This window comes from Metabacillus rhizosphaerae (assembly GCF_037201795.1).
In the GTDB taxonomy this organism is placed as follows: Bacteria; Bacillota; Bacilli; order Bacillales; family Bacillaceae; genus Metabacillus; species Metabacillus rhizosphaerae.
In genome coordinates this window covers 1,257,518-1,270,253 of record NZ_CP147403.1, presented here as the reverse complement: position 1 = coordinate 1,270,253, position 12,736 = coordinate 1,257,518, and the positions used below count along the sequence as shown (strand labels likewise).

The window sequence follows — 12,736 nt, the reverse complement described above, 5'->3', positions numbered from 1 at the left end:
CATTTATTCTCCTTTATTTACAGGTTCAAAATCAATATGGAGTTCGTTTCTTCTATCTAGATTCACTTCAACCGTTCCTGGTTGATAGTCAATGATTGGTTTATTTTGCGAGACTTCTATATTAGGTTTATTTGGAGTAACCTCGATGTTCACCTTCGCAGGCTCATACTGTATTTTCACACTACCAGCCGAAGGAATAAACCCCACATTAAATGGATAAATTGGCTTTTGACTTCGTTTCTTCGCTATATCAGCAAGCGGATTTCCTCCGTCCTCTATCCGCTTTAGTTGTTCTCCTTCTTCCGCTCTGCGGGCGATTCCTGCCATTACATCTTGATGGCCCTGCTCTGCAGCCTCTCTAATTCGCCGTGAAATATGCTTCAAATCCATGTCTGCCCATGCTTCAGTTTGATCAATTGTTAGATTGGACGGAGTGGTTTCAATTGATAACTCCGCTTTCGGCTGTTCAATTGAAAGGTCTGCTTTTGGTTGTTCAATTGTTTGCTGTCCTTTAATAGTATGAATACTAATTTGTGCGGATATACTTTGCAAGCGAATTTGCGGTACATTCATTTCCTTCACTCCCTAGTAAAAAGGTCTGACTCATCCCAATGTGTCAGACCCATTCAATCCTATTTATTGTTACTTATCTTAAGAAATCCATCAATGACGGCTGAATAATCTTTGAACTAACCGCTAACGATGCACGGTGAATGCTTTCTTGGATTGTTAAATCAGTTATGACTCTTTCTATGTCAGCATCTTCATTCTCAGATAGAATTCTGCTTGCGATGATTTCCTGATCTTGAATTCTTGTATCAATCATTTCTAAACGATTGTAGCGTGCTCCAATTTCAGAGCGCTCCGCAGACATGACATCGAAATGTTCATCTATTTTGCTTAGAAATTCATCGCCGCTTTCTATGCTGCCACTATTTAACGCATCCTCAATTGATTGCAGTGTATTAAATAGCTCACTACCAAACACATTTGTTGGGTTTATATTCACTTTCAGCTTTACGCCATTTGAAACTTCAACATTAAAAGCAGCGGTATTCATATCCACAGAAATGCCACTATCATCAATTGTAACAGGTGCACTATCTGTTTTCGTTCCGTTAAAGATATAACGTCCAGCTACTTGTGTGTTTGCCACATTTGCTAAATCTTCCTTTAACTGTCCAATTTCAACACCGATTGCTTTTAAATCCTCTGGACTGTTTGTTCCGGTGTTACCTTTTACAACTAGCTCACGCACACGCTGAATTACCTGTGTTGCATGCTCAATACCAGATTCAGAGCTCTCCATCCATTGATATGCTTCCGATAAATTCCGCTTATACTGTTCCACTTCAGTCAAATTCGTCCGATAATACATCCCTTTAATCGCCACAACCGGATCATCAGAAGGTCGGTTGATCTTCTTGCCTGTTGCAAGCTGATCTTGGTATTTCCCCATATTTGAATAGCTTTGGCTTAAGTGGCGTAGCGAATTTGTCGCAAGCATTCCTTGAGTTACACGCATGTTTTACTTACCTACCTTCCTGATAATCCCATTCCGTTGATGATGCGATCTAATATTTCGTCCTGCATCGTGATCATTCGTGCAGATGCATTGTAGGCATGCTGGAATTGAATCATGTTTGTCATTTCTTCATCAAGTGATACAGCACTGACTGATTGTCTTCTAACATCTACTGCATCTTTCAGAACTCCGCTGTTTGCTGTTAAGCGCTCAGCTTCTTGTGCGTCAACTGCCATTCCACCGATGATACTTTCATAATAGTTTTGAAAGGAAGTCGTGTTTCCATCAATACTAAATGTTTTGTTTTTTACATCTGCAAGCTTTGATGCGTTTTGGCTGTCACCAATTGCTACTTCGCCATCTGAGTTAGGCAGTGCTGCAGCAATATGATCAGTAGAGTTAATAATATCTTGTGAGATTTGGATAAGCTCTGCTGCTCCTTTGGAACCAGTTAATCCATCTTCACCGAATGAGAAGAAATCTACAGGAGTATGTGTCTTGGAATTATAGTCCTCAATACTCCAGCCTTCTTTATGTGCTTCATTAAATTTAGTAGCAAACTCAAATGCCATTGTATCGATATTTCCAAGCATATCTGGAAATAGTCCTTTTTCAAAGATACTTGTTCCACTTTCATACGTATAGCCATATGAATCAATTAAACTGCTAATTTTTCCAGTACTATTAAACTCTAAAACTCCTAGTGTTTTTTGACCAATTGATACGGTTTCAACTAAGCCGCTATCTTTTTTGTAGCCCACTGTTAGTTCATTTACTTTTTTATTTTTTGCATCAACTAGTGTACCAAGTGAGTTTCCGTTGTCATCAACGATTTCAACTGTTAGCGAACCTTCTGCGATGGCAAGGGCATTACCTCCAGAAGGATTTGAAGTTACTTTAACATTAGCAAGTGATGAAAGTTGGTCGATTAAACGATCTCGTTCATCATATAAGTCATTTGGTAAATAACCGTGCGGTTCGATTTCAGAGATTTGTTTATTGATGTTATTAATTTGTGAAGCTAGCGAATTTATTTCCTTTACTGTAACATCCAGCTCATTTTTCAGATCACCTTGAATGGATTTCAATGATGTTGAAAGATAGTTGAATGTTTCTGCAACAGCAATGCCGCGTTCACGTACGACCGAGCGGGCGCCTGCATTTGTTGGGTTAACCGCTAAGTCTTGCAAGGATTGCCAGAAACGATCAAGAGTGATAGATAAGCCCGAATCAGATGGCTCATTCATGATTTCCTCCATCTTTTCTAACGCGTTTGCACGAGAATTCCAGTAACCGAGTTTGTTATTTTCACTTCGGTATTGAACATCTAAGAAATCCTCACGAACTCGTTGTACCGTTCCAGCCTCAACACCAGTACCCATTTGTCCTGGTATGACAGGACTATTTTTTGAAACAGTAGGATATGGTGTTGTTTGAACAAAGTTAACACGCTGACGTGAATAACCAGGTGTATTTGCATTCGCAATATTGTGTGCTGTTGTGCTTAGGGCACTTTGTTGTGTGAACATTCCTCGTTTTGCAATCTCTAATCCATAAAAAGTAGATGTCATTGAGTTTTTCCTCCTTTCGTTATGCTTGTGAATCAAATAAAGATCGACGCTTTATATCTGATTGTGTTTTATTTCCGTCCGGTCGATTGTAGTTCGTAAGGCTTTCCTGAGGCATTAACATATCTAAAGAAATGGACACAAATTGTAAGGCCTGCTGTGTTAAATCTCTATTTAGCTGGTTAGCTGCTGTCAGCTTTTCCATCACTTCGGTGAATTCGTTAGCGATTCTCTCCAGGGATTGTTTTTCATGACCTGAAGATTTTTCAATACATGCTGAAAGTGTTAAATTTTCAGCATGACCCAGAAATTCTGAAGTAACCTGGACTCTTTCTGCTTCCAGTTGTTTAATTGCCTGAACAAACATTTGCTCTTTTTTCAGCAATTCCTTTAATTCTTCGATATTCTCACTCTTCAAGCTTTCCGTTTTCTGGAGGGTTATTTTATGGAGATTTTGATGAAGTTGTAAAAGTTTCTCTAGATTTTTAATCAATTTCTCAGCTGACATTTATATAACCCTCCGTATTGAAAGCTTGTAAGTCAATTATTTTTTGTAAAAGTTAACCAATCCCGTTGCAATCGCCTTTGGATCAATTGTATATGTGCCGCTCTCTAGTTGTGTTTTTATCGCTTGAACCTTTTCTTGTCTTGCTTTTGTTACCTCGTTTGATTGTTGGAGATCGATTGCTTTTGAGGAAATCTCTACTTTATCTTCCTTTGTTTGAGGTTTTTGTGCTGCTGTAGCACTTTTTTCTAAACTGCGTTTATATGGATTTACACCCATAGAACCAAGATTATTTATTTTCAAGAGGATCCCTCGCTTTCGTGCGTTATATATATTATTTATCGGATTGTTTTAACCAAGTTTTAGTGATTCACCTTTTTTTAGTACTTTGGGAGTAGTAAGTGTAACTAGACGTTTTTAGTTGGTTCCGCTCACTAATCTTTTCTACCTGCTCCATTTGATCCAGTTGCTTGTGAATATCCTGTTTACAGCTTTCACAAATCTTATCTTCTTTAATCGTTTTTCCACATTTTGCACATGGGTATCCGAGATTAGGAAAATTAGAAAGCTGAATTCTGCCATTACGTATAAATTTTAACACCAATTCTTCCTCAACACCCGTCGCTTCAACGACTTCATGAAGCATTGCTTTGCGATTTTCACGCTTGCGTAAAAATTGGTAGACTGTTTCATATGCTTTTTCTTCTATTTTGAAACAGGCATCACATACTGAACGAAACTGTGTTTTTACAAATAAGGCATTACATTTTGGGCAGTTTGATAGTTCTCCCATTGTCATTCTCCTATCCGAATATGATCTATTACTTATATCGGCAGGTATATTAATTTTTTTAGCTTCTAATTAATGTTAAAGAGGAAACACTTGTAGCTCCGTGTTGAATAAGTAGCTTTGCAGCATGCCTAAGTGTGCTCCCTGTTGTATAAATATCATCTATTAATAAAAAACTTCTATTATCTATTTTACTTGATTCTGTCACAGAAAACACATTTGAGGCTGTTAATCGTTCGAGACGTGATTTTTTTGATTGTTTTTCATGGTTGGTTCGTTGGAGAACGTCTAGTTGGGGAATAGGGAGGAAATCAGCGAGCAGTTTTGCTTGATTAAAACCACGTTCATACAAGCGTACTTTGCTTAAGGGGATCGGGATTGCATAGTCAATATTTTGAGAGGAAATTTGGTTTTTATAAACGCCAAGAAAGTCGTTTTGAAATACGTTAACCAAACCAGCATCACCACGGAATTTAAAGGTTGCAAGAACTTCCTTTACTGCGTCATTATATTCAAATACTGAGATGTTTTTGTGGAGGATGTTTTTCCACATAGGATCATCCTCCCACCTTTGGCAGTCACTACACCGCGTTTCTTTTACCTGTGGCCGACTACAGCTAGGACAGGTTGCCCCTGTAATCTTTTTTAACGCTTGATAGCACTCATCACATGCTGTATTTTCAGGTAGCAACAGCAAGCTTGTCCATGAAGCCTTGGTAGCAATCTCTTCATTACAGATAAGACATATAATCTTAGATCTTCTCCTTTTGTTGATTTTGGCATGTCGGATTATCAGAAACAATCTTTGCACATTCAGCTAGTTTTACTAGAAGAGAAGTCATTTTTTGTTTATCAATAAATTCGGCCTTAATATACATGACTTTCTCTGCCTTCGTCACATAACGAGGGTGGGTTTTATTTAATGTGAGGGCTAGGATGTCGTCTAAGCACTCATTGCAGGTGCAATTTAGCTGTAGTCGAGTTTTATATTCGTCTAATAAATCCTTCATAATCCGTTCCATGGCGTTAATGATCATGCTTACGATCTCCTTGCTGTCAATATTACTTTGATTATGACATAGAAAGGATTTATGCGAAAGGTATATACTAATTATTGGTAAAATTTTCACTCCTTACTGCTTCCTTATTCATTTGTAGGATATGGCTTTTGGCATCCAGCATCGCTTGTGTTTTACCAAAGTGAAACAGAATGATGTCGCCAGTTGGATATGATGCACTTCTTCCAACTCGGCCAGATATTTGCACTAGTGCACTTTCAGTAAAAATATCATCCTCACTGCCGAGCACAGCTACATCACTGTTTGCGATTGTCACGCCTCGTTCTAATATCGTAGAAGTTACTATGATTGGCACCTCTCCGTTACGAAAGCTCCTTACCTTTTCCTTTCTCTCTGGGTCTTCTGCAGATACTCCGACAATTCGCTCATCATAATGCCTGCACAGCTGTACAACTTGGTCGATGATTTTAACAGATGGCACAAATAAAAACGCCTGCTTGTTACGTTGCAGCTGTTTGGTCATCCACTTGATAATAACGTTTGGTAATCTTCCATTCTTTAATTGCTTCTTCCAATTTCCACACCAAGAAAATTGTGGAACGGGTAATGGATGTCCGTGATATCTAGCTGGTATTTTCACAGTTCTTCGTTTCTTTTGTTCCACATCTTTTTTCCATTGCTTAGAGGGAGTAGCTGTTAGATAAATGAGAGAACTAGTGGCTTTGCGGGATTTTTCTACCGCATATTGTAGGGAACTATCAGCAGAGTAAGGAAACGCGTCCACCTCATCTACAATGACCGTATCAAATGCTTCTTTGAATCGTAATAATTGATGTGTTGTTGAAAGATAGAGTGATGCGGGCTTGTGGTTTTCTTCACTTCCTCCGTATAGTGCAGCGACGGCGGTGGTTGGGAATACGTTTTTAAGTCGTGGGGTTAATTCTAGGACAACATCTGTGCGTGGAGTGGCAATGCAGATTTTCTTTCCAATAGATAATGCATATTCAATCCCTTTAAATAATACCTCTGTTTTTCCAGCACCACAGACAGCCCATACGAGAAGCTCTTGATCATGCTTGATGGCATTTACTACCTGCTCCGATGCATGAGCCTGTCCCTTCGACAGGACTCCGTTCCAATCTAGAGATGCGGATGATCTTTCTACTGGTGGAGTGCCCACCCAACTATATAAGGGAGTGCATTCGCTTACTCGCCCCATCATTATGCATTTTCTGCAATAATGACATTGCTGTTCTCCACAACGGGCACAGGAAAAGAGCGCAAATAGTGAAGGATTATTGTTGCCACAACGATTGCAGGTTAAGTGATCCTTTTCACGAAAAATACCATGAGTTAATGTAATAAAGCCATGCTGAAAATGAGTGTGAAGTTGTTCAACTGTGAAGTGAATTTCCGAATGAAGCAATTCCTTACCTGCTAGGTATTGCTGTAGCTCTGGAGAGAAATTAAATTCTTCATTAATTGGGTTTTGTGGAATGGATGTGCACTTAGAAATCGGCAATCCTTCTTGGTGGGAAAGTACTGGAGTAAGACTATTATTTTGAACAGTAAATCTCATTTGTCACCTCATTCACCTCTTAAAATTTTCCGATATCGTTTTTCTACACTAATCGCAGTACGAGATAATTGGGTAGCGATATGTCTAAATTTCATGCCGCTATTGCGTAATTCTAAGAGTTTGCGGTCTTCTAAGGTTGTCCAATGGCGATAAGTTCTTTTCTTGTCTTCACTTTTGTTTTTTATATCTTGACTGGAGGTAAAACTCATAGAAATCAAACCTTCCTCTGCATAGTACATGAGTATTATGAATGATATTTACCAGCCTGTCCATAATTTACTAAAATAGAGGAAAAAAGTACTAGAACTTCTGTACTTTTCCCTTATGCATTTTTTTATAAATCCTATTTAAAACAATACTTATTTCCTATACCACCCTAGACCAATCGCACCCTCTCCTAGATGAGTTCCAATCACAGGTCCAAAATAGCTAGTCAAGCATTCAACATTTGGATACTTTGATTCAAGCTCCTGCTTCAGTTTCTCTGCTACATCTGGTTGATTGGCATGAATTGCTACTGCTCGGATTGGTATGTTTTTTTCAGCATCCTCGTTAAAAAGCTCATACATTCGGTTTAAAGCTTTCTTCTTTGTACGAATCTTTTCAAAAGGAACAATGACTTTATCTTCAAAATGGAGAATCGGTTTAACTTGTAGTAAGCTACCGATTAATGCCTGAGCTCCACTTAAACGTCCCCCTCGTTGCAAGTTCGTTAAATCGTCAACCATAAAATAGGCACGCATTGACTGCTTCATTTCTTCTAAGCGAGCTAAGATCTCCTCAGGAGCTTTTCCAGCTTGCGCCATTTCTGCTGCTTCAAGCACATAAAAACCTTGTACCATACAGCTCACTTCTGAATCAAATGGGTAAACCTTTATGTTATCAACCATAGTAGCTGCGGTTGCTGCTCCGCTGTATGTACCACTAACTCCGCTTGAAAGGTGGATTGAGATGACTGCATCATATTCTTCAGCTAGTTTTTCGAATAATTCCACAAACATCCCCACTGGAGGCTGTGATGTTGTAGGAAGCTCCTGCTTCTCTCTAATTTCAGCGAAAAATTGCTCTGCTGTAATTTCGACCTCTTCCTGATAGGTTTCCATCCCAAAATTGACGCTTAATGGAATCATATGGATCTTATGCTTATCACGGATTTCCTTTGTGATATATGCGGTACTATCTGTTAAAATAGCCGTTTTCATAATTTTAATTCCTTCCTTGTAACAATACTTATAGTTTACTTATATTTTAACGGATCATGTATGTAATTACACTACCTTTAACATTGAAGGGAAAAGCAATCTGAATTGGAAAACGGATTAATTGTCGTCTGTAAAAGTTTTATTGTCGAGTTTTTGCTCATTTCTAAGAGATTGTTCTTTTAAAACAAAAACTATTTCAGTTGATTGGAGCGGAAGTGCGAGACTCCTGCGGGCGCAGCGGGGCAGGTGAGACTCATGCAGGCGTCTATGCCGAGGAGGCTCACCGCCCGCCCCGCGGAAAGCGAGCAACTGGAGCGGAAATCAACCACACCCATTACTTGGTAAATAGCAACAAAGTTTGAGAAAACTGCCTAATATATTGTCCGGAATTCTAATTCTATCAACCGAAAACAAAATGACATCAACCATTCAACAAATACCGACTTACTTTTCACTTTTATAAAATTGGTAGATCACCAAATAAAAAAAGCCAGACCCCTAAAAAGAGCCTGACCCGTTAATTACATTTACTTTACTTCAACCCAACCATTTTTAATCGCAACAACAACAGCTTGTGTACGATCATTTACACTCATTTTTTGCAAAATATTACTTACATGGTTTTTAACTGTTTTTTCACTAATAAATAATGCTTCACCAATTCCACGGTTGCTTTTACCGTCTGCAAGCATTTGTAAGACTTCACACTCGCGTCGAGTAAGAATATGTAATGGACGACGGATTTCCGGTTGTAAGTGCTGAGTTGGATGAGCTTGTCCACTTGATGTTGCCAGTCGTCTAAACTCATTGACTAAATTATGGGTTACTTTTGGATGTAAATAAGAGCCACCATCTGCGACAACCTTTACTGCTTCAATTAATGTATCTGCATCCATCTCTTTTAATAAGTAGCCTCTTGCACCTGTTTTTAACGCGTGTGTTACATAGTTCTCATCATCATGTATTGATAAAATAATGACCTTTGTATCAGCGTTCGCTTCAATTAATTGTTTTGTTGCTTCGACACCATTTACTTTTGGCATGTTGATATCCATGATCACGACATCAGGCTTGTGTGCCTCAACAATTGCTAAAGCCTCTTCCCCGTCATCACCTTCTGCAACAACCTCAAAACTTGGTTCGAAATCTAAAATGCGTTTTACACCTTCACGAAATAACTGATGATCATCAATAATTACAATTTTCGTCTTCATGCTTACGCCTCCCCACTAGTTTATTCTAGTCTATTAGCCATCTATACCGTCAATAAGCCTTTAGACCGTATTTATCTGAATACCTTTGTTAACCAACTTGATATGGTACTTGAATCATGATAAAAGTCCCTAAACCAACCTTAGAATCAATCGTCATTTTCCCTTCTAACAAGTCAACTCTTTCCTTCATGCCAATAAGTCCAAATGATTTCTTGTCTTTATTCCCTTTGAATTCTTCTAATTTAAACCCTTTACCATTGTCTTTAATGACCATTGTAAAGGTCTTCTCGGCTGCTTCGACCTTTACAGAAATCTCTGTAGCTTCCGCATGCTTTAAAGCATTTGTAACCGCCTCTTGAGCAAGCCGGAATAGGGCAACCTCAAATCGAGAAGTAAGTCGTTTAGCCTCAAGGCAGCCAAGACTTTCAAAATAAATCTTCGTTTTTCCATTATATTCTTCGATTGTATTCATATATTTTCTGAGGGTCGGAATAAGTCCTAAGTCATCTAACGCCATTGGTCTTAAGTCATAGATAATCCGACGAACCTCATATAAAGCATTACGAACGTTTTGTCGCAAGTTGCGAATTTCCTTAAAGCCTTCCTCAGCACCACGTTCACGATAAATCCGTTCAATTAGTTCAGAACGCATCATAACGTTGGCAAGCATTTGCGCCGGGCCATCGTGTATCTCTCTTGATACCCGCTTTCGCTCCTCCTCTTGGGCTTCGATAATCCGTAACCCAAAGTCCTGTTTTTGCTGGGCATCCTCTAATAGTAAACCGACCTGACGAATATCACGATTTAAATAATTTAAAACAACTGTAATTTGACTAACAAGTGACTGAGAACGTTCAATAATTTCCTGAAGCCCAAGTAAACGACGCTCGAGATCATCACGACGAACACGTAGCTGCTTTTCATGCTGCTGAATCATTGTAAGCTCTACTTGAAGCTTGTGAGCCTTTTCATAAGCCTCCCGAATTTCATCCTCAGAAAACTCCTTAAAATGTTTACTCACTTGCGAAAGTCGATTACGTGCAAATCGCGCATGGACTTCAAGCTTATCTCCTTCTTCAATCACTTTACTCACTTGGACTTTTATATCCTTTAGTTCCACTACTAACTCTTCATATTGCTGACGAGACTGCTCACCAATTTGAAAAATCTCACCCTTGCTTCCATCCACCGTATGGATCATTTTATCTAAAACTTCATCGAGTAATTTGCTATCTATCTTATTGGAGTTCACGATTTTCCCTCCGCTATTTTATGTAAGCTAAACCTGACTAACAACACCATTTTACAAATTTCAACGTAACTCTTTTTAGTTTGTCACATTATTAACGATTGAAGTAAAAAAAATGTCGTTTTATAATAAAAGAATATGCTATTCTAATTTTGCTTGCTTGTCAGGAGGTGTACAAGCATGCTTTCACATTATTATACCGTAAAAGGCTATGGAGAGCATGAAATAATTATCCAAAAATCACGTTTTATTTGTTATATAGAGCGAGTAACCAATGAACAAGACGCTCAGAGCTTTATTCAACAAATAAAAAAGAAACACTATGACGCCAATCACAATTGCTCTGCATATATCATTGGGGAAAATGATCATATCCAAAAAGCAAATGATGATGGTGAACCTAGTGGAACTGCCGGAGTTCCCATGCTAGAGGTGTTAAAAAAGAAACAATTAAAAGACACGGTAGTCGTTGTTACCCGTTACTTCGGCGGTATTAAGCTTGGAACCGGCGGATTGATACGCGCTTACGGAAAGTCTGTTTCTGAAGGGTTAGGCGCGATAGGAATTGTCGAACGAAAGCTAATGCGTGTGATGCATACAAAAATTGATTATACATGGTTGGGAAAAGTGGAAAATGAATTACGTTCTTCCACATTTTTATTGAAAGAAATTCATTATTTAAATGATGTTGAAGTGGAAGCATATGTAGAAGAAGATAATAAGGGTACCTTTATAGACTGGATGACGGAGCTTACGAATGGGAAAGGTTATATTTCAGAAGGCGAAGTCACTTATCTTGAACAAATAGTTCAAAATTAACTGTAAGAGGAGAAATTTATGGATAGAAAACAAATGAGGAAGGTTAGAAAAAAAAGAAAACGTCCTATCCTTAGGAGAATTCTTTTTTTTACAATTCTTTTATTTTTAGTTATCAGTTGTTATATCGGTTATGTTTTATTTGAAACCTATCAAGCGGCAAGTGAGTCATATTCAGAATTGGAAAGAGGAGAAAAATCTAAGCTTCGAACTGAAGCAGTAGAAATTTCTGAAGATCCTTTTTCAGTATTACTTTTAGGCATTGAGGATTACTCCTCTGGTGGTGAACAAGGCCGAACAGATTCAATTATTGTTGCAACAATTAACCCAAAGGATCAATCAGTTAAACTGATTAGTATTCCTAGGGACACGATGGTATACCAGGAGGAACGAGAAAAGGAAGACAAAATTAATCATGCCTATGTTTTTGGTGGTAAAGAAGCAACAATTAATGCAGTTGAAACCTTATTAGACATTCCAGTAGATTATTATGCAACAGTAAACTTTAATGGTTTTAAAGAAATTGTTGATGAAATTGGTGGAGTTACGGTTGATGTCCCTTTCGATTTTTGGGAAAACAGCGATGATCCGGAGAATAAAAGAAGAATCGAGTTTTATGAAGGAACAATGAAATTAGATGGAGAAGAAGCATTGGCCTATGCAAGGATGAGAAAGCGTGATCCTCGAGGTGACTTTGGCCGAAATGATCGTCAAAAACAAATCATCACTGCTGCTGTTAATTCTATGCTGTCACCGAAAAATTTGTTAAAATTTGATGATATTGCTAAACATATTGGGAATAACGTTGAAACAAATATGAAAGTAAGTGAAGGTCTGGGATTACAAAGTCAATTTAAAAACTTTAATGCATCTTCTATTGAGCAATTATCAGTCGAAGGTTCTGATGAGTATATAAATGGGACATATTATTATATCCCAGATGAAGAAAAGCTCGCTGAATTAACAACAGAATTACAAACTCATTTGAATCATAGTAATAGTAGCTCATCTGGTAGTACTGATACTACTTCTGCGGATAGTACTATTGAAGAATAAAGTGAAAATAACTGTGGGGTTCTTCTCCTCAGTTTTTTTCATATAAAAGGGTTTATTTCTTATTAAATAGATGAACAATAATACTGAAACCTTTTTTACCTTAATCACGTCTAATAAAAGATGCTACTATTAATAAACGATTACATTTCAGAAAAAAGATTGCATAATTAATTAAAATCATTTATCCTTCTCATGAGATGATTTAATAAACTA

14 protein-coding genes are annotated in these 12,736 nt (G+C 38.0%); 2 read left to right on the top strand and 12 right to left on the bottom strand.

What is annotated here, in order from left to right; all coding sequences use genetic code 11:
- Positions 1 to 3: 3 nt before the first annotated feature.
- The 12 genes from WCV66_RS06035 to WCV66_RS05980 form a co-directional block, all read right to left on the bottom strand.
- Positions 4 to 573 (bottom strand): DUF6470 family protein, encoded by a 570-nt coding sequence (locus WCV66_RS06035; RefSeq protein ID WP_338788288.1) that lies wholly within the window; start codon positions 571 to 573, stop codon positions 4 to 6.
- A 73-nt stretch (positions 574 to 646) separates the two neighbouring features.
- Positions 647 to 1,525 (bottom strand): flagellar hook-associated protein FlgL, encoded by an 879-nt coding sequence (gene flgL / locus WCV66_RS06030; protein WP_338788287.1) that lies wholly within the window; start codon positions 1,523 to 1,525, stop codon positions 647 to 649.
- An 11-nt stretch (positions 1,526 to 1,536) separates the two neighbouring features.
- Positions 1,537 to 3,096 carry a flagellar hook-associated protein FlgK gene (gene flgK / locus WCV66_RS06025; protein WP_338788286.1) on the bottom strand — a complete coding sequence of 520 codons (1,560 nt, stop codon included), beginning with the start codon at positions 3,094 to 3,096 and terminating at the stop codon, positions 1,537 to 1,539.
- Between the two features lie 19 nt (positions 3,097 to 3,115).
- Positions 3,116 to 3,601: a flagellar protein FlgN gene (locus tag WCV66_RS06020; RefSeq protein WP_066333228.1), complete on the bottom strand. Its 486-nt coding sequence runs from the start codon at positions 3,599 to 3,601 to the stop codon at positions 3,116 to 3,118.
- Between the two features lie 36 nt (positions 3,602 to 3,637).
- Positions 3,638 to 3,901 (bottom strand): flagellar biosynthesis anti-sigma factor FlgM, encoded by a 264-nt coding sequence (gene flgM, locus WCV66_RS06015; RefSeq protein WP_066333226.1) that lies wholly within the window; start codon positions 3,899 to 3,901, stop codon positions 3,638 to 3,640.
- A 67-nt stretch (positions 3,902 to 3,968) separates the two neighbouring features.
- Positions 3,969 to 4,391 carry a TIGR03826 family flagellar region protein gene (locus tag WCV66_RS06010; protein ID WP_338788285.1) on the bottom strand — a complete coding sequence of 141 codons (423 nt, stop codon included), beginning with the start codon at positions 4,389 to 4,391 and terminating at the stop codon, positions 3,969 to 3,971.
- Between the two features lie 58 nt (positions 4,392 to 4,449).
- Positions 4,450 to 4,941 (bottom strand): ComF family protein, encoded by a 492-nt coding sequence (locus WCV66_RS06005; RefSeq protein WP_338788283.1) that lies wholly within the window; start codon positions 4,939 to 4,941, stop codon positions 4,450 to 4,452.
- A gap of 199 nt (positions 4,942 to 5,140) precedes the next feature.
- Complete coding sequence (locus WCV66_RS06000) at positions 5,141 to 5,425, bottom strand: late competence development ComFB family protein (RefSeq protein WP_338788281.1); 285 nt, start codon at positions 5,423 to 5,425, stop codon at positions 5,141 to 5,143.
- Positions 5,426 to 5,495: 70 nt separating this feature from the next.
- Entirely contained in the window at positions 5,496 to 6,986 is a 1,491-nt protein-coding gene (locus tag WCV66_RS05995) for a DEAD/DEAH box helicase (RefSeq protein WP_338788280.1), read from the bottom strand.
- Between the two features lie 359 nt (positions 6,987 to 7,345).
- Entirely contained in the window at positions 7,346 to 8,188 is an 843-nt protein-coding gene (locus tag WCV66_RS05990; RefSeq protein ID WP_338788279.1) for a DegV family protein, read from the bottom strand.
- A 527-nt stretch (positions 8,189 to 8,715) separates the two neighbouring features.
- The gene (locus WCV66_RS05985) at positions 8,716 to 9,402 is read right to left on the bottom strand and encodes a response regulator transcription factor (RefSeq protein WP_338788278.1); all 687 of its coding nucleotides are present in this window, start codon (positions 9,400 to 9,402) and stop codon (positions 8,716 to 8,718) included.
- An 88-nt stretch (positions 9,403 to 9,490) separates the two neighbouring features.
- A complete protein-coding gene (locus WCV66_RS05980) occupies positions 9,491 to 10,654 on the bottom strand; it encodes a sensor histidine kinase (RefSeq protein WP_066333205.1) in 1,164 nt (387 codons plus the stop codon).
- Positions 10,655 to 10,831: 177 nt separating this feature from the next.
- Between WCV66_RS05980 and WCV66_RS05975 the strand changes: the two genes are divergently transcribed.
- Positions 10,832 to 11,470: a YigZ family protein gene (locus WCV66_RS05975; protein ID WP_066333203.1), complete on the top strand. Its 639-nt coding sequence runs from the start codon at positions 10,832 to 10,834 to the stop codon at positions 11,468 to 11,470.
- Positions 11,471 to 11,488: 18 nt separating this feature from the next.
- Complete coding sequence (locus WCV66_RS05970) at positions 11,489 to 12,523, top strand: LCP family protein (RefSeq protein ID WP_066333200.1); 1,035 nt, start codon at positions 11,489 to 11,491, stop codon at positions 12,521 to 12,523.
- The last annotated feature ends 213 nt before the right edge of the window (positions 12,524 to 12,736 follow it).